The following is a 22,211-nucleotide window of genomic DNA, read 5'->3' on the forward strand; positions in this document are numbered from 1 at the left end:
ATCTATCCACTTTAAGCAGCACCAAAACGCACCAAACGAGTGCGTAAGGTCTCCCATGACAGCGTCCAGTGCGTTCCAGGTCCAAGCCTTCAAGACCGTCGATGTGGCCGAGCAAATCCGCGCCACACCCGGTTGGGTCCAGCAATACCAGCAGATGTCCCCCGGGCATTTTGCCGGGCAGGTGCGCTACCTCGACCTGCAAGGCGTGGAGATCTACGAGGAGTGCATGAACACCCGGGTCGAGCAGAATTTCAGCGCGCCCCAGGGCGCCTTGGCGTTTTGTTTCGACCGCAGCGACAACGCCCTCTACCTGCTCAATGGCGAGAGCCGCAACATCTGGATCACCCCCGAGAACTACCAGGAAGTGGCGGTGGTGTTCGGCCCTGAATTCGTCCAGCGCCAGGGGCTGGGCATGGAACGCCTCAACGGCTTGTTCATGTCCCCCCTCAATGGCCAGCAGAACGCGCTGTTCGGCCGCTGGCTCAGCAGCACCCTGACCCAACTCTCGCAAACCTTCGACCCGCCCAGCCGCGAGGCCTTGACCCAGCAACTGCTGGAAGACTGCCTGTACCTGCTCGACAGTGCCTGCGTGGGCCTGGAACGTGGCGCCTTGCAGCGCCGCAGCGAGGAGCGGGCGATCATGCAGCGGGTTGGGGAATGGGCCGCAGACGCGGCGGAAGACAGCGTCAACCTGCTGCAACTGGCCGACGTTGCCGGGGTGTCCCTGCGCCAGCTGCAAAGTGCCTTCAAAGCCTTTACCGGCCTGGCCCCGGCCCACTGGCTGCGCCTGCGCCGACTCAATGGCGCGCGCCGCGAACTGCTGCGCCGCAATGCCGAAGACACCACCGTGGCCGAAGTGGCCATGCACTGGTCGTTCTGGCACCTGGGGCGCTTCTCCAGCAGCTACCGGGCGCTGTTCAAAGAGCTGCCCAGCGAAACCCTGAAGCGCCGCAGCGCCTGAGTGCCAGGCGCTGTTTCGGTTCAGCTTCAGTCGCCCCAGCACCTTCAGATAGTCGGTCTAAGCTAAGGCTCACCGGTGTCGATAGCCTGACAACGCAGTGACTCTTTCCCACACCACTGTCTGCAATGGGTGCCTTATGTTTAACAATGGACTGAAAAAAGACCTGCTGGCGAAAGATGCTGAACTCCTGTCCCTGCGACAGCTGCTGGCGGGGCTGAGTGAAGAAATGATTTCACTGACCATCGACACGGAATTTCGCATCCTGGCTTTCAACCCGTTATTCAGCAAAGCCCTGGGCTACCGCGACGACCAATTGATCGGTCGGCCGATGATGGACATCGTGCCCGGTTACGTTAAAAACCTGCCGTGTTTTCGCAACTTCCAGGACGCCGTCGCCCGCGGCACCTCGGTCAGCGACGACTACCGCTACCTGCGGGCGGACGGCAGCCTGGCCTGGTTTCGCGCGGCCTGGCAGCCCATCCGCGACATCAACGGCACGCTCTTGCATGTGCAATGCCTGGCCACCGACGTCACCGCCAGCGTCGAACAGGCCCGGGAAAACGAGTCCTTCATCAACGCCCTGTTGCGCTCCACGGCGGTGATCGAATTCGACCTGAGCGGCAAGATCCTCAAGGCCAACGACCAGTTCCTCAACGCCGTGGGCTACAGCCTGCCGCAGATCCTCGGCAAACATCACAGCATCTTCTGCGAACCCCAGGAAGCGGCCAGCCCGGCCTATGCCGAGTTCTGGAAAAAGCTCAACCGCGGTGAATTCGTTGCCGACCGCTTCAAGCGCATCGACAGCGCCGGCCGCGTGGTCTGGCTGGAAGCCACCTACAACCCGGTCTACGACACCGAAGACAACCTGTGCAAAGTGGTGAAGTTCGCCACCGTGGTCAGTGACGAAGTGGCGCGCCAGGAAGAGGTGAACAGCGCCGCCAGCACCGCCTTCGATATCTCGCAAAAAACCGACCTCAGCGCGCAACGCGGGGCCACGGTGGTCAAGGACACGGTGCAGACCATGAGCCAGATCGCCGAGGAAATGCAGGCCGCGTCCGAAGGCATCGAAGCCCTGGGCAAGCAGTCGCTGTTGATCAGCTCCATCGTCCAGACCATCGGCAGCATCGCCCAGCAAACCAACCTGCTAGCCCTCAACGCTGCCATCGAGGCAGCCCGCGCCGGCGAACAGGGCCGTGGTTTTGCCGTGGTCGCCGACGAAGTCCGGCAACTGGCCGGGCGCACCAGTTCGGCCACCGAAGAGATTGTCGCCGTGGTCCAGCAGAACCAGAAGCTGGTGGACGAGGCCGTGCGGGGTATGGCCAACAGCAAGGACAAAGCCGTGGAAGGCCTGGGGCTGGCTGCTCAGGCCGGGGACGTGATCGTCGAAATCCAGGAAGGCGCCCGGCAAGTGGTGGGGGCGGTAGGGCGCTTTGCCAAACAGTTGAACTGAGCCATGAGGGGAAGGCCGGGCAGTGTGCAAGCGCATGCACATTGCCCGGCATGGTCAAGCGGCGTGCCCGTCAGGTGCAGAAAACTTCAAGCTGAACACCGTGACTTGGCCCGGCGAACTCTGCACCTCGGCGCTGCCCTGGTGCAGGTTCATGATCGAACGCACGATGGCCAGGCCCAGGCCGGTGCCGCCCTGGGCCCGGGCGCGGCTGTGATCCACCCGGTAGAAACGCTCGAACAGGTGAGGCAGGTGCTGCGCCTCGATGCCGGGGCCTGGGTTGCTCACCCGCAGCATGACCTGAGCGGGCGCCTGCTCGATCTCGATGGCCACGACCAGGCCCGTTGGGCAGTGGCGTAGGGCGTTGGACAGCAGGTTGGAAATCGCCCGCTGGATCATCAAGCGATCCCCCTGTACCTGGCCGCTGCCGATCACCTTCAGGCGAATCTGTCGGTCTTCGGCCGCCAGTGAAAACAGATCGACCACCTTCAAGGCCTCATCCTCCAGAGCAATGCCGCGAAATGGCACCAGCGCCGCCGGGTGGCTGACCTGGGCCAGGAACAGCATGTCGCTGACAATCCGATTGACCCGTTCCAACTCCTCGATGCACGACTCCAGCACCGCCTTGTACGCTTCGGGCGGGCGCTCACGGGACAGGGTTACCTGGGCCTTGCCCATCAGGTTGGTGATGGGCGAGCGCAGTTCATGGGCCAGGTCATCGGAGAACTGCGACAGCTGCTGCACGCCATCATCGAGCCGGTGCAGCATGAAGTTAATGCCCTGGGCCAGTTCGCTGAGTTCCTGGGGCATCTGCACCACCGACAGGCGATGACCCAGGTCCTGGGCCGAGATCATCGCTGCCACCTTGCGAAACTGCCGCAGTGGTGCCAGGCCGCGTTGCACCACGGCCCAGGCGCTGAACCCGATCAAGATCAACAGCAACGGCAAGGCCATCAACGTCGAGCGCAGGTAGGCGCTGAGCAAAGCTTCATCGTGGCTGCCATCCATCGACAGCAGCACCGTGAGTGGCGCGCCGCTGGACAGGACAAAGACCTTGGACAGGGTCAGCACCTGGCGGTCTTGCTCATCGGTATGCCGGGCGTAAGCCGGAGTGGGCGTGGCCCGGCTGGCGATCCTGGAAAGCTGGCGTGGGTCGCTGCCACCGTTGCCGAACTGCAGCAGGGGACGGCCTGGCTGTTGCGGGTCGAGGATGCTCAGGCTCAGGTTGTCATGCCCGGTGACCTGATCCAGCAGCATGTGCGGCTGCGAGGTGATCTTGGCGCTGCTGGCGTAAAGCGACAGGCTGTGTTCGACCTGCTGCATTTTCTTTTCCAGGCTGCTGCGGGACAGGCTGTCCAGCTCATGGCTCAGGGCAAAAAACGCCAGCACAGCCAGCAACACAACCAGCAATGCGCCCAGCAGGCTGACGGTCAGGCCCAGGCGCAGCGACAGGCTGGCAGGCTTCATTCCCGAGCCTCCAGCACATAACCGACGCCGCGTAGGGTATGGATCAGTTTGCTGTCGAAAGGGTCGTCGATCTTGGCCCGCAGGCGCCGGATCGAGACCTCGACCACGTTGGTGTCGCAATCAAAGTTCATGTCCCAGACCAGGGAGATGATCTGGGTCCGCGACAACACCTCGCCGGATTGGCGCATCAGCAGGTGCAGCAGGGCGAATTCCTTGGTGGTCAGGTCAATGCGCTGCGCACCGCGAAACGCCCGGTGCCGGCCTGGGTCGAGCTCCAGGTCGGCGACCTTGAGCACCTCGGGCACGGCCCGTTGTTCGCTGCGTCGCAACAGGCTGCGCACCCGGGCCAGCAGCTCGGGAAATTCGAAGGGCTTGACCAGGTAGTCGTCGGCGCCCAGGTCCAGGCCGCGGATCTTGTCGGCCAGGCGCCCCCGGGCGGTGAGCATCATCACCCGGGTGTTGCTGCTTTGCCGCAGGTGCTCAAGCACCCCCCAACCGTCCATGTGCGGCAGGTTGACGTCGAGGATCACCAAGTCATAGATCTGCTGGCGGGCCAAGTGCAGGCCGTCGGTGCCGGAGTTGGCACGGTCCACCACATAACCACTTTCCGTCAGGCCCTGATGCAAGTATTCGACAGTTTTAAGCTCGTCCTCAACGACAAGGATTCGCATGGTGTTTTACCTTTTAAAGAGTGGGGATATTCAATAAGGCAGAAGGCTAAGTTGTTATTGTCGTGGGCTGCCGATGGATGTTGATAAACAGTACTTAGGGATCTTTCGAGGTTTTAAGTGATGGACTCCATCGAGGCGGTATGCACCGCAGGCTAAAGCCTATAGTCGCTACAGGGTCAATCGGTGACGTGATTTAAGTGCCGATAAATCAATGTCTTGTGACAATTCGCCGCAGCCTTTCAGGCTCGTTCAAAGCGCTGCATGGATGCCCTGAGACGACAAGTGCTGCCGGGCGGATATCTGCCCTGTATATGTTTCTACATATTGCCAATTAATGGGTTGAAGTCCCTTAGTTGGGCGGATATTAATCCACAACCCCTGTTCCTGACGGTGGATTACGGATTTGTAATAGTGCAGTCACCTTGCTGATAAGTGCCGACTTCTACATTCACGCCACAGAAGTCTGAGCACCACAGGAAGTTTGAAATTGCCTCGATATAAGCCGTTAGTGATTGTTTCGAAATTAACCGGCGCCTTGTTCGGCATGGCTGCGTGGAGCCTGCTGCTGGGCAGCGCCAGCGCCAGCGCCGACCCCGGCGATGCCGCGCTGACCGTGGACCAGGCCCTGGCGGCGGCCTTTGCCCACAACCCCGAACTGGCGGCGGCGCAATGGGAGCGGGGAATTGCCGAGGGCGACCGGCAACAGGCCGGGTTACGCCCCAACCCCGAGCTGAGCTGGGAGGCCGAGGACACCCGGCGCAACTCCCGGACCACCACCCTGACCTTCAGCCAGCCCCTGGAGTTGGGCGGCAAGCGCGGGGCGCGAATCGAGGTGGCCAGCCGCGCCCAGGAGATTGCCGCGATCGAGTGGGAGCAACAGCGCAACGCCCTGCGCGCCGAGGTGCTCCTGGCGTTTTACAGCGCATCCACGGCCCAGCAGCGGGTGGCCCTGGCCCGCCAGTCCCTGGCGCTCGCCGAGCGCGGACTGCAGGTGGCCGACGGGCAGATTCGCGCCGGCAAGTCTTCACCGGTGGAGGGCACCCGGGCCCAGGTACAGCACGCCCAGGTGCGCCTGGAGTTGCAGCGGGCCGAACGCGATGCCGCCAACGCCTATCTGCAACTGGCGACAGTCACCGGGTCGGCCCGGCCCGGCTTCAACCGTGTGCAAGAGTCCGCGGGGTCGCTGCCGACGGTGCCGTCCGAGGCATCGCTGCTGCAACGGATCGACGACACCGCCGAACTGCGCTTGGCGGTGCTGCGCATCGACCAGCGCGAAGCGTCCCTGGGCCTGGAAAAGGCCCAGCGCATCCCCGACCTGACCCTGAGCCTAGGCAGCCAATACAGCGAACTGGAGCGCGAGCGCGTCAACGTCGTGGGCGTGTCCATGCCGCTCCCGCTGTTCAACCGCAACCAGGGCAACGTGCTGGCCGCCGCTCGCCGCGCGGACCAAGCCCGGGACCAACGCAATGCCACCGCCCTGCGGGTACGCAGCGAGGTGCAAAACGCCCTGCAACAGTGGCAAGCCGCCGAGGCCGAAGTCAGCGCGTTCCAGCAACGCATCCTGCCGGCCGCGCAAAGCGCCGTGGACACCGCCACCCGGGGCTTTGAAATGGGCAAGTTCAACTTTCTCGACGTTCTGGACGCCCAGCGCACCTTGATCGGTGCCCGTGGCCAGTACCTGCAAGCCATCGCTGACAACACCGAAGCCTGGGTGCGTATCGAACGGATTTTCGGCGACTTGGGCCTACCCGGGCGCCTGCCTTGAGCGGCTTCTAACCGATTTTTTTGTGCTCGCCGCGCCCTCCCTGAACAGGGCAGGCGTGGCTTAGGGGGTTTTCATGAATAACACACAGATTCTGTCCCGGGCCTGGGTTCTGGCCTTGGGCATCGGCTTGGGCGGCTTGGGCGCTTTCGGCGCCAGCAGTTGGCTGGGCAGTCCCGCCGGAGCGGCCCATGCCGAGCAGTCGGCAACCTCGGAAGACGGTCATGGTCACGAAGAGGAGGCCGGCGCCGAACATGACGAAGCGCCGGCCGAGGAGGGTCTCTTGACCCTTAGCGAGGCGCAGATCCAGGCGGCAGGCATCCAGCTGGTGGCGGCCGCGCCCCAGGCAATCGGCCGTTCACTGGTGTTTCCCGCGCAGGTGGGGTTCGACGAAGATCGCACCAGCCATGTGGTGCCCCGGGTGCCCGGGGTGGTGGAGGCGGTGCGAGTGGACCTTGGCCAATGGGTGAAAAAGGGCCAGGTATTGGCGGTGATTGCCAGCCAGCAAATCTCTGACCAGCGCAGCGAACAGGCGGCCGCCCAACGCCGATTGGAATTGGCCCGCAGCACCTATGAACGTGAGCGGCAGTTATGGCAGGAGCGGATTTCCGCCGAGCAGGATTTCCTCCAGGCGCGCCAGGCCCTGCAAGACGCGGAAATAGCCTTGGACAATGCCCGGCAAAAAGTCAGCGCCGTGAGTGGCAATGCCCAGGCCAGCGGTGGCAACCGCTATGAACTACGGGCCCCCTTCGACGGCGTGGTGGTGGAAAAACACCTGGCCCTGGGGGAGGTGGTCAGCGAAAGCAGCAATGCCTTTACCTTGTCCGACCTGTCACGGGTCTGGGTGACTTTTGGTGTAGCGCCCAAGGACCTGGAGCAGGTTCGGGTGGGCAGGGCGGTCACCGTCAGCGCCACCGAACTGAATAGCGAAGCCAGTGGCAGTGTGGCCTACGTCGGCAGCTTGCTCGGCGAGCAGACCCGCGCGGCCACCGTCCGCGTGGCCCTGGACAACCCCCAGGGTGCGTGGCGTCCCGGCCTGTTCGTTAGCGTCAAGGTGGCCATCGACCGCCAGCAGGTCGCGGTCAGCGTGCCCGAAGCGGCGCTGCACAGCGTCGAGGACCGACCCACGGTGTTCGTGCGCAGCGCCGAGGGGTTTCGCGCCACGCCGGTGCAGACCGGGCGCCGCGCCGACGGCCTGGTGGAAATCACCCAGGGCTTGCCGGCCGGCACCCAAATCGCCAGCGCCGGCAGCTTCATCCTCAAGTCGGAACTGGGCAAAGCCTCGGCCCAACACGCCCATTGATGTGCCCTTCGCGAGACGTCCCTCATGTTCGAACGATTGATTCAATTTGCCATCGAGCAGCGCATCATTGTGCTGCTGGCGGTGTTGCTGATGGCCGGGCTGGGGATCGCCAGCTACCAGAAGCTGCCGATCGATGCCGTGCCCGACATCACCAACGTCCAGGTGCAGATCAACACCGGCGCCGCCGGTTTCTCACCCCTGGAAACCGAGCAACGCATCACCTTTGCGATCGAGACCGCCATGGCCGGCCTGCCGGCGCTGGAGCAGACCCGCTCACTGTCGCGTTCCGGATTGTCCCAGGTGACGGTGATCTTCAAGGAAGGCACCGACCTGTTCTTCGCCCGCCAGTTGGTCAATGAACGGTTGCAGAGCGCCAAGTCGCAATTGCCGCCCGGGATCGAGCCCAGCCTGGGGCCGATTTCCACCGGGCTGGGGGAAATCTTCCTCTGGACCGTGGAAGCCAGCGACGGCGCCCTCAAGGATAACGGCCAGCCCTACAGCGCCACGGACCTGCGGGAGATCCAGGACTGGATCATCAAGCCGCAATTGCGCAACGTGCCCGGGGTCGCGGAGATCAACACCATTGGCGGTTTTGCCAAGGAGTACCAGATTGCCCCCGATCCCAAGCGCCTGGCGGCCTACACGCTGACCCTGGCCGACCTGATCACCGCCCTGGAACGCAATAACGCCAACATCGGCGCCGGGTACATCGAGCGCAACGGCGAGCAACTGCTGATCCGTGCCCCCGGCCAACTGGCCAGCCCCGAGGACATTGCCAACATCGTCATGGCCAACGTCGACGGCACGCCGATCCGGGTGAAAAACGTTGCCAGCGTCGACATCGGCCGTGAACTGCGCACCGGCGCCGCCACCGAGAACGGCCGCGAAGTGGTGTTGGGCACGGTGTTCATGCTGATTGGCGAGAACAGCCGCACGGTCTCCCTGGCCGTGGCCAACAAGCTGGAACAGATCAATCGCACGCTGCCCAACGGGGTGACGGCGGTGACGGTGTATGACCGTACCCACCTGGTGGACAAGGCCATCGCCACGGTGAAGAAAAACCTGGTGGAGGGGGCGATTCTGGTGATCGTCATTCTCTTCCTGTTCCTGGGCAACATCCGCGCGGCGCTGATTACCGCCATGGTCATTCCGCTGTCCATGTTGTTCACCTTCACCGGCATGTTCAGCAACAAGGTCAGTGCCAACCTGATGAGCCTGGGTGCCCTGGACTTCGGGATCATCGTCGACGGCGCGGTGGTGATCGTGGAAAACGCCATCCGCCGCCTGGCCCATGCCCAGAAGCATCACGGGCGCATGCTCAGCCGCTCGGAACGCCTGCACGAAGTCTTTGCCGCCGCCCGGGAAGCCCGGCGGCCGCTGATCTTTGGCCAGTTGATCATCATGGTGGTGTACCTGCCGATCTTCGCCCTCACCGGGGTCGAGGGCAAAATGTTCCACCCCATGGCCTTCACCGTGGTCATCGCCTTGCTCGGCGCCATGCTGCTGTCGGTAACCTTCGTGCCGGCCGCCCTGGCGCTGTTTGTCACCGGCAAGGTCAAGGAAGAAGAGGGGCGGGTCATGGGCGCAGCGCGGCGCTGCTATGCCCCGGCGCTGGGCTGGGTCATGGGCCATCGGGCCCTGGCGTTTGTCGGCGCATTGCTGATGATCGGCGCCAGCCTCGGCGTGGCCGGGCGCATGGGCAGCGAGTTTGTGCCCAGCCTCAGTGAAGGTGACTTTGCCTTGCAGGCCCTGCGCGTGCCGGGCACCAGCCTGAGCCAGTCGGTGGACATGCAGCAGCGCCTGGAACAGCAACTGCTGCAACAGGTGCCGGAAGTGCAGCGGGTGTTTGCCCGCACCGGCACCGCGGAAATCGCCTCCGACCCGATGCCGCCCAATGCCTCTGACAGCTACGTGATGCTCAAACCCCGGGAGCAGTGGCCGGACCCGGATAAATCCCGTGAAACCCTGATGGCCGATATCCAGCAGGCCACCGCACAGTTGCCAGGCAGCAACTACGAACTGTCGCAACCTATCCAATTGCGCTTCAACGAGCTGATTTCCGGGGTGCGCAGCGACGTTGCGGTCAAGGTCTTTGGCGATGACATGGCGGTGCTCAACCGTACGGCGCAGAGCATTGCCAGCACCTTGCAGGGCGTCAGCGGCGCGACGGAGGTCAAGGTCGAGCAAACCACCGGGCTGCCGGTGCTGACCATCAATATCGACCGTGACCAGGCGGCTCGTTACGGGCTGAACGTCGGTGATGTGCAAGACACCATCGCCGTGGCCCTGGGCGGACGCCAGGCCGGCACCCTGTACGAAGGGGACCGGCGCTTCGCCATGGTGGTGCGCCTGCCCGAGGCCATGCGCCAGGACGTCGAGGGCTTGGGGCAACTGCTGATACCGGTGCCGGCCCTGGCCGGTGGCGACGCCGGGCAGATCGGCTTTATCCCTCTGGCCACCGTGGCCAGCCTCGACCTGGTCATGGGCCCCAATCAGGTCAGCCGGGAAAACGGCAAGCGCCTAGTGATCGTCAGCGCCAACGTGCGCGGGCGCGATATCGGCTCCTTCGTCGAAGAGGCCAGCCAGCGCCTCGACAGTCAGGTACAGATCCCCGCCGGTTACTGGACCCTTTGGGGCGGCCAGTTCGAACAACTGCAATCGGCGGCCAAGCGCCTGCAGATCGTGGTGCCGGTGGCCTTGCTGCTGGTGTTCGCCTTGCTGTTCATGATGTTCAACAACCTCAAGGATGGCCTGCTGGTGTTTACCGGCATTCCCTTCGCCTTGACCGGCGGGGTCATGGCCCTGTGGCTGCGGGACATCCCCTTGTCGATCTCCGCGGGGGTCGGCTTTATTGCCCTGTCCGGCGTGGCGGTGCTCAACGGCCTGGTGATGATTGCCTTTATCCGCAACCTGCGTGAACAAGGGCGTAGCCTGGACGTGGCGATCCATGAAGGTGCCTTGACCCGCCTGCGACCGGTACTGATGACCGCGCTGGTGGCGTCCCTGGGCTTTGTGCCCATGGCCCTGGCCACCGGCACCGGCGCCGAAGTGCAACGGCCCCTGGCCACCGTGGTGATTGGCGGCATCCTGTCGTCCACGGCCCTGACCCTGTTGATCCTGCCGGCGCTGTATCACTGGGCCCACCGACGCGAAGAGGAGCCCCTGGCGCAGACTGCCGATTAAGGCTGACACCGCTGCACCCGAAGCCCGCTGGCGAAGCTGCCAGCGGGCTTTTTTGTGCCTGGGTTTCACCTTGCTGATCGCCGTGGTCAGCGGGTACTGCCGGTGAAGGCCCTGCGCTCTGAGGCCATGCAACGTGAAGTTCTAGGTGCAGTGCTCGGGCTGGCCGATCACCACGGCCGACAAATCCCGGGCAAAAAAAAGGCACCCCGCAGGGCGCCCTAAAAATTCACCTTTTTCCAAAGGAGCCAATCAGCTACCAAAGGTGAATGACGACAGCTCGGTAAGGCCTCAACCCTCGGACTTGTTACCGGACTGGATCGACTCGTCGTTCTCGGCCTGGGCCGTGGCTTCAATGCCGGGCGCGGTCTGTTCGGCGCCATGAATCTGTGCCTGGCGAAGTTGGAACTGGGCCAGGTATTCCTGAGCGCGTTCGCTGCCACCCTCGGCCAGGGCGGTGTTGGCGGTGAAGATAAAAAGGCCGGCAAAAACAAGTTTGGAAAGTTTCATAAGGGCAGTCTCTTTTAATCGGAGAGGGTGTTTCAGTTATTTAACTAACTGCAACTTTCGAGTACCGGCCAATTATAAAAAACCGAAACTAACGCGAGGATGATGGGCTTATTACATTCCTGACATTATTCAGCGCCAGGCAAAAAAAGAGCCGGGGCACACAGGTGCCCCGGCTCTTGTTGGTCAGCGGGTCAAAGCATGCTCAGGGGGTATTCGACAATCAGCCGCACTTCGTCCAGGTCCGACTCAAACGCCGTGGCCCGGGTGGTGGCCTGGCGCACGCGCAACGACAGGTCCTTGAGGGAGCCGGCCTGCACCACGTATTTGGCCTCGATATTGCGCTCCCAGCGGTGCTGGCCGGTCAACGGATTGCCGGCGGCATCACGGCGCATGTACACGCTGTTGGCGTTGGAGTAGTCGGCACCACTGCCGCGGCCATAGCGGGTCATGAACGACAGCCCCGGCACACCGAAACTGGCCATGTCGAGGTCATAGCGCAGCATCCATGAGCGCTCCTTGGGGGAGTTGAAGTCGCTGTACTGGATCGAGTTGTCGAGGAAGATCGAGTCTGACTGGCGCAAATAATCGAAGTCATCGTCGCCATTGTTGCGCTGGTGAGAGAGGGCTAGGCTGTGGGCGCCGAACTTGACCCCGGCCTTGCCGCTCCAGATCGAGTTATTGAAACTTCCCAGCAACTGTTTGCCTTCGTCCACGGCCTTGTAATAGTTCAGGCCGCCAAACAGCGACAGGCCTTCAGAGAGTGGGTAGGTCCAGGTATTGCCGGCGTAGTACTGGTTCCAAGCGTCTTTCAAACGGCTGCTGTAGAGGCTGAACCCGAGGTTGTCGTTAAGGCTGTAGTCGCCACCGAAGTAGCCGATCCACGGCGAGTTGACCGGGCCACCATAGAACGTCACGAAGTTGTCCCGTGGGTTGCTCGATACCGGCTGGCTCATGGCGTGCAAACGGCCGCCCTGGAGGCTCAGGCCGCTGATGCTGGTGTTGGTGGCCGTGACCCCGCGAAAACTTTCCGGCAACAGCCGCGAATCGCCCGCGGCCACCACCGGCGTGGCGGGGAACACATCCCCGACCTTGACCACGGTGTCCAGGGCACGGACTTTCACCGCGCCACCGGCCTTGCTGTACTCATCCCGGGCTTCGCCGTCGCGATTGACCGGTAGCACGTCGAATGAGCTGCGACCGCCATTGCGGCCATCGCCGGTGTCGAGTTTCAGCCCGAGCATGGCAAAGGCGTCCACCCCGACGCCGACGCTGCCCTGGGTGAAACCGGACTCGAACTTGCCGATCAAGCCGTGGGCCCAGGCTTCCGAGTAACCATTGCCGGTGGGGCTGGATTCGCCATTGCGGTGATCGCGGTTGAAGTAAAAGTTCCGGTTGAGCAAGGTCAGGCTGCTGCCCTCGATAAAGCCCTCGGCGGCTTCTTGCGCCACCCCCAGGGAGGGCCCGGAACTGACCAGCGTGGCCAGGGCGGCCAAGGTGAGTTTTTTGTGTTTGATCATCAATCGCTCCTTAAGGTCGGCAGAACGGAACAGCGTCTTCGGCTTGGGTCTTATTGTTCCCAGGCAGGGCAAAGCCCGCCTCGGTGCCGAGCGACATCGTTGCAACCTGGAGATAACGCGAGGGTGATCAGCTCATTACAATTCTGCAAGAAAGCCCCTGTCGGCAGGGGCGATCGGAGGGGTTACGACGGTGCCGGCGTGTCGGCCAGCAACCCTTGCTTGATCCACTCGTACAGGCCATGCCCGGCCGCCGAGAGTTCGCTGCCGACCCGACGGCACAGGTAGTACTGGCGGCCATCGTCCACCGGCAGGTCGAACAGTTTGACCAACTCGCCACTGGCCACGTGGGGCGCGACCAGGGGCTCGCGCAGCAGCGAGCAGCCGAGGCCGGTGAGGGTGGCAGTCAGGGCCAGCTGGCCATCTTCCAGCAGCAACCCGTTGAGGGCGCCGCCGTGCTGCACGTCGGCCGCCTGGAACCATTGGCCCCAGGTGCCGCGCTCTTCATCGTGGAGCAGGGGCAGGTCAGCCAGGGCCTGGGGTGAATCGATGGGCCCGTGGCGCTCCAGAAAGGCCCGGCTGCAATAGGGGCGGACGGCGCCGGACATCAGCGGCTCGCTGTGGTAGCCAGGCCAGTGCCCGGTGCCGAAACGGATCGACAGTTCCGCCGCGTCGCTGGGGTAGCTGCGGTGGTTGGCGTAGGTGATGTTGATGTCCAGCTCCGGCTGGTCGCGCAAGAACTCGGCGAGCCGGGGGATAAACAGGTTGATCCCGAACAGCGGGATCAGGCTGATGGTGATTTGCCGCGTGGCACTCTTTTCCCGCACGTGCTCGGTGGCGCTGCGCAGCACCGCAAAGGCCGAGCGAATGGCGCGGTAATACTCGCGCCTTCCTCGGTGAGAATCAGGTTGCGGCCCTGGCGCAAGGTCAGGGGTTGCTGCAGAAAGCTCTCCAGCAAGTGCAATTGATGACTCACCGCCGAAGGCGATACATCCAGCTCGCGAGCGGCCGCATTGACACCGCCATGGCGGGCAAAGGCTTCGAAGGTGCGCACGGCACGCAGGGGAGGGTCATTGGCTAACTGTTCTAAATTATTCATGTGTTGAATTAAACACCAAGCAAAAACACAAATAAAGCGCGGTAAGTGCCGGATTTAAGGCATTTATGCCCTGTTTATTATTTCGAATAACCATATGAAATTCTGATATTTGATAAAAACAGAATAAAAACTTAGTGTGCCGCGTTCTTCAGGTCCGGCCGGCGCCTTGTGCAGTCCGGCCCTTTGTACGCGGGGTCGATGGTCTTCCATGGATGTGTTTATCCAGCAACTGCTCAACGGCTTGATGTCGGGCAGTCTCTACGCCTTGGTGGCCTTGGGTTACACCATGGTCTACGGCATTTTGCGGATCATCAATTTCGCCCACGGCGATGTGTTGATGGTCGGCGCCCTGGTGGGGCTGTCGGCGATTCGCCTGTTGCAGGTGGCCTTTCCCCAGTTACCCGAGATGGCGGTGTTGCTGCTCGCTACCTTGATCGCCATGGCCCTGTGCGCGGCGCTGGCCATGCTGATCGAGCGCGTGGCCTATCGCCGCCTGCGCCAGGCGCCGCGCCTGGCACCACTGATCAGCGGCATCGGCGTGTCCCTGCTGTTGCAGACCATCGCCATGCTGATCTGGAGCCGCAACCCGCAAATGTTTCCCCAATTGCTGCCCCTGGACCCGATCGAAGTGCTGCCCAGCGGCGACGGCCATGCGGCTATTACCCACGCCACGGCCTTGACCTCCATCGGTGTGGCCCTGGCGGTGATGCTGGCCCTGGTGCTGCTGGTGGAGCGCACGCGTTTTGGCCGGGCCATGCGCGCCGTGGCGGAAAACCCGCAAGTGGCCAGCCTGATGGGCATCAACCCCAACCGCGTCATCGTTATCACCTTCGCCATCGGCGGTGCCTTGGCCGCCCTGGCCGGAATCATGATGGCCAGCAATTACGGCAGCGCGCACTTCTACATGGGTTTCCTGCCAGGGATCAAAGCCTTCACCGCTGCGGTGCTGGGCGGCATCGGCAACCTCAAGGGCGCCATGCTCGGCGGCCTGCTGCTGGGGCTGATTGAAGCCCTGGGCACCGGCTACCTGGGCGCCGCCACAGGCGGGGTGTTCGGCAGCAATTATCAGGATGTGTTCGCCTTTATCGTGTTGATCGCGGTGCTGGTGTTGCGTCCTTCGGGGATTCTTGGCGAACGACTGGCGACCCGGGCATGAGTATTTCCAGCGCAATCAGCGCACCTTCCCGCCAGCGCGCCCATTTCGGCCTGCTGCTGTTCACCCTGGCGCTGGTCCTGGCGCCGTGGATCGTCGGCCATGCCGGCGGCAACACCTGGGTCCGCACCCTGGATTTCGCCTTGCTCTACATCATGCTGGCCCTGGGGCTGAACATCGTGGTGGGCTACGCCGGGCTGCTGGACATGGGGTTTATCGCCTTCTATGCGGTGGGCGCCTACCTGGCGGCGTTGTTGTCGTCGCCCCATCTGCTGACCCAATTCCCGGCCCTGGTGGCCTGGCTGCCGGACGGGTTGCACACCTCGCTCTGGCTGATCCTGCCCCTGGCGGCGCTGCTGGCGGCCGGCTTTGGCGTGCTGCTGGGGGCCCCGACCCTGCGCTTGCGGGGCGATTACCTGGCCATCGTGACCCTGGGCTTTGGCGAGATCATCCGCATCCTGCTGCGCAACCTCGACCGTCCGGTCAACCTGACCAATGGCGCCAAAGGCATCGCCCAGGTCGATCCCGTGCAGTTGCTGGGCGTCAACCTGGGGCGTACCCAAGAGTTGTTTGGTCTGCGCCTGCCCTCGGTCTACCTGTACTACTACCTGTTCGCCGCCTTGGTGCTGTTGATTCTCCTGGCCTGCATGCGCCTGCAGGACTCACGCATTGGCCGCGCCTGGATGGCGGTGCGTGAAGACGAGGAGGCGGCCCAGGCCATGGGCCTCAATACCCGGCGCCTGAAGTTACTGGCCTTTGCCATCGGCGCGGCGTTTGGCGGCATCAGCGGGGCCTTGTTCGCTTCGTTCCAGGGCTTTGTTTCGCCGGAGTCTTTCACCCTCAACGAATCCATTGCCGTGCTGGCCATGGTGGTGCTGGGCGGCATGGGGCACATCCCCGGGGTGATCCTCGGCTGTGTGCTGCTGGCGGCCTTGCCCGAAGCCCTGCGCGCCAGCATGGGCCCACTGCAACAGGCGCTGTTTGGCCAGGTGCTGCTGGACCCGGAAGTGATCCGCCAACTCTTCTATGGCCTGGCACTGATCCTGGCCATGCTCTATCGCCCGGCCGGGCTATGGCCGGCCCGTACTGGAGGCCTGCGATGAGCCTGCCGTTGCTGCAAATCGACCGGGTGCACAAACGCTTCGGCGGGGTCGCTGCGCTGACGGATGTCAGCCTGCGCATCCAGTCGGGGGAAATCTATGGGCTGATCGGCCCCAACGGTGCCGGCAAAACCACCTTCTTTAACGTCATGACCGGGCTCTACACCCCGGATTCCGGGCGCTTCCAACTTGACGGCGAGGACTATCGGCCCACCGCCGTGCATCAGGTGGCCCAGGCCGGTATTGCCCGGACCTTCCAGAACATTCGCCTGTTCAACGCCATGAGCGCCCTGGAAAACGTCATGGTCGGGCGCCATGTGCGCACCCGCAACGGCCTGTGGGCGGCCCTGAGCCGGCATCGTCGGGCCCGGGAGGAGGAGGCCCGTACCCGTGAGCAGGCTCAGCAGTTGCTGGCCTATGTGGGCTTAACCGAGTTCGCGGATTACCGCGCCGACTCCCTGTCCTACGGCCACCAGCGGCGCCTGGAAATTGCCCGAGCCCTGGCCACCCAGCCGCGCCTGCTGGCCCTGGACGAGCCGGCGGCGGGCATGAATGCCAGTGAAAAAGTGCAACTGCGTGGCCTGCTGGAAAAAATCCGTGGCGATGGCCACACCTTGTTGCTGATCGAACACGACGTGAAGCTGGTGATGGGCGTGTGCGACCGCATCAGCGTGCTGGATTACGGCCAGGTGATTGCCGTGGGCGCGCCGGCCGAGGTGCGTCGCGATCCGGCGGTGATCCGCGCCTACCTGGGAGCCAGCGCCAATGCCTGAGCCACTGCTGCACATCGAAGGCCTCAAGGTGCGATACGGCGCCATCGAGGCGGTCAAGTCCGTGGGCCTGCACATTGCCGAGGGCGAGCGGGTGACCCTGATCGGTGCCAATGGTGCCGGCAAGAGCTCCAGCCTCAAGGCCTTGACCGGCTTGTTGCCGGCGGCTGCGGGGCAGATCCGTTTCGCCGGGCGCTCGATCCTTGGCCAGGCGCCCCATGACCTGTTGCGTGCCGGGATCGCCATGGTCCCGGAAGGCCGCGGCATCTTTGCCCGCATGAGCGTGCTGGAGAACCTCCAGGCCGGGGCCTACCTGCGCCGCGACAAGGCCCAGGTGCAGGCGGAGATTCGCCAACTGTTCGAACACTTCCCGCGCCTGGAAGAGCGCTTGCAGCAATCGGCGGGACTGCTGTCCGGCGGCGAGCAGCAAATGCTCGCCCTGGCCCGGGCACTGTTGTCGCGGCCGCGCCTGCTGGTGCTGGACGAGCCGTCCATGGGCCTGGCGCCGATCATGGTGGAGACGCTGTTCCAGGTGATCGATGACGTCTGCCGCCAGGGCATGACCCTGCTGCTGGTGGAGCAGAACGCCCGCCTGGCCCTGCAGGTCACCGACCGCGCCTACGTGATGGACACCGGCCGCATCAGCCTGAGTGGCGTTTCCCAGGATTTGCTCGACGACCCCGAGGTGCGCGCCGCCTACCTCGGCGAATGAATTGCATCACCGACCGACGCTACCGGACGCCCGGCGTGTTCCGACAAGCCCGTGCAGGCCATGTGAGGCCTGCCTGTTAAGGAAAGACCCATGAAAATTGCAGCCTCCAAAAAATCAGTGTCCTTCAAACGCGCCGCCTTGTTCGGCCTGGCCCTGAGCAGCCTGGCCAGTGCCCTGGCACAGGCCGACCAGACCGTATTGATCGGCCTGGCCGGCCCCTTGACCGGACCCTCGGCACGGATCGGCAAAGACCTGGAAAACGGCGCACAACTGGCCATCGACCAGGCCAACGCCCGCCAGCCGAAAATCCATGGCGAAGCGGTGACCTACAAGCTGCTCTCCGAAGACGACCAGTCCGACCCGCGCACCGCGGTGGCCGTGGCCCAGCGCCTGGTGGACGCCGAAGTGGTGGGCGTGGTCGGCCACTGGAACACCGGCACCAGCATTCCCGCCGCCCGGGTCTACCACGACGCTGGCATTGCCCAGGTGGCGCCGGTGGCCACCGGCCACGCGTACACCCAGCAAGGTTTCGACACCAGCTTCCGGATCATGGGCCACGACGATGACGGCGGTCAGGTCGCCGGCCGCTACGCCTTGCAGACCCTCAAGGCCAAGCGCATCGCCGTGATCGACGACCGCACCGCCTTTGGCCAGGGCCTGGCGACCAGTTCGCCAAAGCCATCGAAGCCGGTGGCGCCCAGGTGGTGGCGCGCGAATACGTGGACGACAAGACCATCGACTTCAGCGCGGTGTTGACCAATATCCGCAGCCAGAACCCGGACCTGATCTTCTTTGGCGGCGTCGATTCCCAGGCCGCGCCATTGGCCCGCCGCATCAAGCAGTTGGGCATCAAGGCCCCGCTGATGGGCGCCGGCGGTTTTGTCAGCCAGACGTTCCTGCAATTGGTGAAGAACGATGGCGAAGGGGTGATCGCCCTGGAACCGGGCCTGGCCGTGGCGCAGATGCCGGGTGGCAAAGCCTTCGAGCAGGCCTATCAGCAGCGCTTCAAGACCTCCATTGAACTGCACGCGCCGTTTGCCTATGACGGCGTCGGGGTGCTGATCGCGGCCATTGAAAAAGCCGATTCCACCGACCCGCGCCAGTACCTGCCGGTGCTGCGCGCCATCAACTACCCGGGCGTCACCGGCACCATCGCCTTCGACGCCCAGGGCAACCTGAAGAACCCGTCGTTCACCGTGTACCAGGTCAAGGCCAATCAATGGCAGCCGGTCAGCGTGGCGGGCGGCGCGGCGCAATAAGCCAGCACGCGTCACTGAAACAACCCACCAGGCGGGCGCAGATCCGTCCGGTTCCGTGGAGCTGATGGAGGCACACAATGAGCAAGTTGCAAGGTGAACTGGGCATCCTCGCCCGGCGGCGCATCGAGGCCGAAATCATCAAACCGATTTACGACATCCTGGTGCGCGAACACGGCCAAGCCCACGCCGCAGCGGTGATTGGCGAGGCCGTGGGCAACGCCGCGATCCAGGCCGGCAAGCATTTCGCCAGCCTTGAAGAGCAGGGCGCCGACCTCAAGAGTTTTGTCGAGCTGCAAGTGCTCTGGGAAGCGGACGACGCGCTGAAGGTGGAAATCATCGCCAGCGACGCCGAGCACTATGACTACGACGTCAAGCGTTGCCGCTACGCCGAGATGTACCACGAGATGGGCCTGGGCGAGATCGGCCATCTGTTGTCGTGCAACCGCGACGAGCTGTTCATCGTTGGCTACAACCCGGACATCCAGTTGACCCGCACCCAGACCATCATGGGCGGTGCGCCGCGCTGCGATTTCCGCTACCGGGCCAAGCCCCAGGAACCGCGCTCATGAGCGGCCTGGCGCGGGTCAATGGCGAGCGCCTGTGGGCCTCGCTGATGGAGATGGCGCAGATCGGCGCCACGGCCAAGGGCGGCGTTTCGCGGCTGGCCCTGACGGAAGAGGACCGGCGTGGTCGCGACCTGTTTGTGGCCTGGGCCGAAGCCGCGGGCTGCACGGTGCGGGTCGATGCCATGGGCAATATCTTTGCCCGCCGTGCCGGGCGCAGGAACACCTGGCGCCGGTGCTCACGGGTTCCCACGGTGATTCGCAGCCGGCGGGTGGCAAGTTCGACGGCATCTACGGGGTACTCGCCGGCCTGGAAGTGATTCGCACCCTGAACGATTTGCAGATCGTCACCGAACGGCCGATCGAAGTGGTCAACTGGACCAACGAAGAAGGTTCGCGCTTCGCTCCGGCGATGATCGCCTCCGGGGTGTACGCCGGGGTCTTCGACCTGGCCTACGGGCTGTCGCGCAGCGATGCCGAGGGCGTGAGCATCGGCCAGGCCCTGGAACAGATCGGCTATGCCGGCCCCGAAGCGGTAGGTGGCCAGGCGCTGCATGCGGCCTTTGAGCTGCACATCGAGCAGGGGCCGATTCTGGAAGCCCAGGGCTTGACCATTGGCGTGGTCAGCGGCGCCCAGGGCCAGCGCTGGTATGAAGTGGAACTGAACGGGCGCAGCGCCCATGCCGGCACCACGCCCATGGACCATCGCCTGGACGCCTTGCTGGGGTTTGCCCGGGTGGTGGAGGCGGTCAATCGATTGGGGCTGGAGCAGGGCGCCGAAGGCCGGGCCACGGTGGGCATGGCGCAGATCCACCCCAACTCGCGCAATGTGGTGCCGGGGCGGGTGTTTTTCAGCGTGGAATTCCGTCACCCGGACGAAGCCGTGCTGGCCCTTCAAGACCAGCAGTTGCGCGAGGCCGTGGCCGCCATCGCCGGGCAGATCGGCTTGCAGCACAGCGTGCAGCAGATCTTCCAGTACGCGCCGATTGCCTTTGATAGGGACTGTGTCGAGGTGGTGCGAGCGGCCAGCGAAGCCCTGGGCTATAGCCATCGACCGATGATCTCCGGCGCCGGGCATGACGCCTGCTACCTGAACCGGGTGGCGCCGACGGCGATGATTTTTGTGCCCTGCGTCGATGGCTTGAGCCATAACGAAGCCGAGCACATTCACCCCCATTGGTCCGAGGCCGGGGCCAATGTGCTGCTGCACGCCATGCTGGCCAAGGCGCAGTAACCAGCGGTTGCAGGCCCGGCGGCCGCCTCAGCCGCGCAGTTTCTTGTACAGCGTGGTGCGGGAAATCCCCAGTTGGCTGGCGGTGGCGGTGATGTTGCCGCCGTTGGCCGCCAACGCGGCCGCGACGGTGCGGCGTACGCTGTGGTGCAGCTCGCCGGGTGTTGGCGACTCAAGGTCGGCGCCCATGGCCGCCGGCAGATGCTCGACACGAATCAGCGCCTCATCGCCCGCCAGGGCGGCGGCCAGGCGCAGGGTTTGTTCCAGTTGGCGGATGTTGCCCGGCCAGGGTTGGCGCAGCAGCACCTGCAAGGCCTGGGCGTCCAGGGGCGGGGCACCGTAGCGCAGGCGCAGGCGTTCGATCAGGGGGCCCAGGTCTTGGCGCTGGGCCAGGCTGGGCAAGCGGACGCACAGGCCATTGAGGCGGTAATACAGGTCTTCGCGAAAGCTCTGTTGCTGTAGGCGTTGCTGCAGGTCGCAATGGGTGGCGCTGATCAGCCGCACCTGTAACGGGCGCCGGGTGCTGCTGCCGAGGCGGGTGATCTCGCGCTCTTGCAGCACCCGCAGCAGGCGGGTTTGCAGGGCGGCCGGCATGTCGCCGATCTCGTCCAGCAAGAGGGTGCCGCCGTGGGCGGCTTCCAGTTGGCCCTGGGCCCCACCTTTGCGGGCACCGGTAAAGGTGCCTTCCTCATAACCGAACAGCTCGGCCTCGATCAGGCTTTCGGGGATGGCCGCGCAATTGATGGCGACAAAGGGCGCCTGGGGGTTCCAGTGTTCGTGCAGGGCTCGGGCAAACACTTCTTTGCCGGTACCAGTGTCGCCTTGCAGCAGGATCGGCACCCCGGCAGCGAAGGCTTTGTGGGCCTGCTGCAACTGCTGGTTGAGCTGCGGGTCGGCACCCAGGGCCGAGGTGGACGCCACCGGGAACGCCAGTGGCGGGCTGTCGCGGCGTTGCTCCAGCACCTGGGCGTAGAGCCGGGAGCCGTCGCTGAGGGTCAATTGTTGCGGGGCACGGTGCAGGTCCAACTGGCTGCTTTCTTCAAACAGGTGGTCCAGGCGCTGGCCCACGGGCCGATAGTGCTCCAGCCCGAGCAGGCGCTGGGCGGCCCGATTGGCATTCTGGATGCGCCCGCTGCTGTCCACCGCGAGCAAACCTTGCAAGGGCGTGCCGAGCAGGCGCGGGTCGTGTTGTAGGGACAGCACGCGGCAATCGCCCAGGCTGTTGAACAGACGGTTTTCCGCCGCCATGGCCGCGTGGCTCAGTTGCTCCAGCACGGCCCCGGCCTGACGGTCGCCGATGCCGGTGATGTCCAGGGCGCCGATGACTTCACCGTGCAGGCCGCGGATCGGCACGCTGACGCAGAAAAACTGGGCGAAATCGCTGAGGTAATGCTGGTTGCCGATCAGCACCATCGGCACGCCTTCGGCCAAGGTGCAGCTGGGGGCGGTGGTGCCGATATCGGCCTCCTGAATCCGCCGCCCGGCCTGCAACGGCTGCAGCGGCCCGTG

The 22,211-nt window shown here is 64.1% G+C and carries 14 protein-coding genes and 5 pseudogenes; 13 read left to right on the plus strand and 6 right to left on the minus strand.

What is annotated here, in order from left to right; translation table 11 throughout:
- Nucleotides 1–55: 55 nt before the first annotated feature.
- The 3 genes and pseudogenes from M1B35_RS06495 to M1B35_RS32155 all read left to right on the plus strand — a co-directional run.
- The gene (locus tag M1B35_RS06495) at nt 56–961 is read left to right on the plus strand and encodes a helix-turn-helix domain-containing protein (protein WP_268261523.1); all 906 of its coding nucleotides are present in this window, start codon (nt 56–58) and stop codon (nt 959–961) included.
- A 226-nt stretch (nt 962–1,187) separates the two neighbouring features.
- Nucleotides 1,188–1,871 (plus strand): annotated as a pseudogene (locus M1B35_RS32150) (PAS domain-containing protein); the annotation flags it as partial.
- Between the two features lie 102 nt (nt 1,872–1,973).
- A pseudogene (locus M1B35_RS32155) lies at nt 1,974–2,411 on the plus strand (methyl-accepting chemotaxis protein); the annotation flags it as partial.
- 54 nt (nt 2,412–2,465) lie between these two features.
- On the opposite strand, the gene M1B35_RS06510 reads toward M1B35_RS32155, so the two are convergent.
- Both M1B35_RS06510 and M1B35_RS06515 read right to left on the minus strand, forming a co-directional pair.
- Entirely contained in the window at nt 2,466–3,875 is a 1,410-nt protein-coding gene (locus tag M1B35_RS06510) for a heavy metal sensor histidine kinase (RefSeq protein ID WP_268261524.1), read from the minus strand.
- On the minus strand, nt 3,872–4,546 hold the full coding sequence (locus tag M1B35_RS06515; RefSeq protein WP_268261525.1) for a heavy metal response regulator transcription factor: 675 nt from the start codon (nt 4,544–4,546) through the stop codon (nt 3,872–3,874). Before M1B35_RS06515 ends, M1B35_RS06510 begins: the two co-directional genes overlap by 4 nt.
- Nucleotides 4,547–5,090: 544 nt before the next feature.
- Here M1B35_RS06515 and M1B35_RS06520 point away from each other — a divergent pair.
- The 3 genes from M1B35_RS06520 (at nt 5,091) to M1B35_RS06530 (ending at nt 10,794) form a co-directional block, all read left to right on the plus strand.
- Nucleotides 5,091–6,311, plus strand: coding sequence for a TolC family protein (locus M1B35_RS06520; RefSeq protein WP_268261526.1), 1,221 nt, complete (start codon nt 5,091–5,093; stop codon nt 6,309–6,311).
- 73 nt (nt 6,312–6,384) lie between these two features.
- Nucleotides 6,385–7,611: an efflux RND transporter periplasmic adaptor subunit gene (locus M1B35_RS06525; protein ID WP_268261527.1), complete on the plus strand. Its 1,227-nt coding sequence runs from the start codon at nt 6,385–6,387 to the stop codon at nt 7,609–7,611.
- Nucleotides 7,612–7,635: 24 nt separating this feature from the next.
- Entirely contained in the window at nt 7,636–10,794 is a 3,159-nt protein-coding gene (locus tag M1B35_RS06530; protein ID WP_268261528.1) for a CusA/CzcA family heavy metal efflux RND transporter, read from the plus strand.
- 288 nt (nt 10,795–11,082) lie between these two features.
- On the opposite strand, the gene M1B35_RS06535 is transcribed toward M1B35_RS06530, so the two are convergent.
- The 3 genes and pseudogenes from M1B35_RS06535 to M1B35_RS06545 form a co-directional block, all read right to left on the minus strand.
- Nucleotides 11,083–11,301 (minus strand): hypothetical protein, encoded by a 219-nt coding sequence (locus tag M1B35_RS06535; RefSeq protein WP_123333039.1) that lies wholly within the window; start codon nt 11,299–11,301, stop codon nt 11,083–11,085.
- Nucleotides 11,302–11,492: 191 nt separating this feature from the next.
- Nucleotides 11,493–12,818 carry an OprD family porin gene (locus tag M1B35_RS06540; RefSeq protein WP_268261529.1) on the minus strand — a complete coding sequence of 442 codons (1,326 nt, stop codon included), beginning with the start codon at nt 12,816–12,818 and terminating at the stop codon, nt 11,493–11,495.
- A 182-nt stretch (nt 12,819–13,000) separates the two neighbouring features.
- Nucleotides 13,001–13,914, minus strand: a pseudogene (locus tag M1B35_RS06545) (LysR substrate-binding domain-containing protein).
- Nucleotides 13,915–14,122: 208 nt separating this feature from the next.
- Here M1B35_RS06545 and M1B35_RS06550 point away from each other — a divergent pair.
- From M1B35_RS06550 to M1B35_RS06580, 7 genes and pseudogenes are all read left to right on the plus strand, one after another.
- Complete coding sequence (locus M1B35_RS06550) at nt 14,123–15,070, plus strand: branched-chain amino acid ABC transporter permease (RefSeq protein WP_123333045.1); 948 nt, start codon at nt 14,123–14,125, stop codon at nt 15,068–15,070.
- The gene (locus M1B35_RS06555) at nt 15,067–16,170 is read left to right on the plus strand and encodes a branched-chain amino acid ABC transporter permease (protein WP_123333047.1); all 1,104 of its coding nucleotides are present in this window, start codon (nt 15,067–15,069) and stop codon (nt 16,168–16,170) included. The genes M1B35_RS06550 and M1B35_RS06555 overlap by 4 nt, the downstream gene beginning before the upstream one ends.
- Nucleotides 16,167–16,940 carry an ABC transporter ATP-binding protein gene (locus M1B35_RS06560; protein WP_268261530.1) on the plus strand — a complete coding sequence of 258 codons (774 nt, stop codon included), beginning with the start codon at nt 16,167–16,169 and terminating at the stop codon, nt 16,938–16,940. The genes M1B35_RS06555 and M1B35_RS06560 overlap by 4 nt, the downstream gene beginning before the upstream one ends.
- Entirely contained in the window at nt 16,933–17,649 is a 717-nt protein-coding gene (locus M1B35_RS06565; protein WP_268261531.1) for an ABC transporter ATP-binding protein, read from the plus strand. The genes M1B35_RS06560 and M1B35_RS06565 overlap by 8 nt, the downstream gene beginning before the upstream one ends.
- A gap of 90 nt (nt 17,650–17,739) precedes the next feature.
- A pseudogene (locus M1B35_RS06570) lies at nt 17,740–18,908 on the plus strand (branched-chain amino acid ABC transporter substrate-binding protein).
- 77 nt (nt 18,909–18,985) lie between these two features.
- The gene (locus M1B35_RS06575; protein ID WP_268261532.1) at nt 18,986–19,477 is read left to right on the plus strand and encodes an L-2-amino-thiazoline-4-carboxylic acid hydrolase; all 492 of its coding nucleotides are present in this window, start codon (nt 18,986–18,988) and stop codon (nt 19,475–19,477) included.
- Nucleotides 19,474–20,705: pseudogene (locus tag M1B35_RS06580) on the plus strand (Zn-dependent hydrolase). Before M1B35_RS06575 ends, M1B35_RS06580 begins: the two are co-directional and overlap by 4 nt.
- 27 nt (nt 20,706–20,732) lie before the next feature.
- Here the strand turns inward: M1B35_RS06580 and M1B35_RS06585 are convergent.
- The coding region (locus tag M1B35_RS06585; RefSeq protein WP_268261533.1) for a sigma-54-dependent Fis family transcriptional regulator at nt 20,733–22,211 on the minus strand (1,479 nt) is incomplete at its 5' end.

It is taken from the genome of Pseudomonas morbosilactucae, assembly GCF_023241665.1.
In the GTDB taxonomy this organism is placed as follows: Bacteria; Pseudomonadota; Gammaproteobacteria; order Pseudomonadales; family Pseudomonadaceae; genus Aquipseudomonas; species Aquipseudomonas morbosilactucae.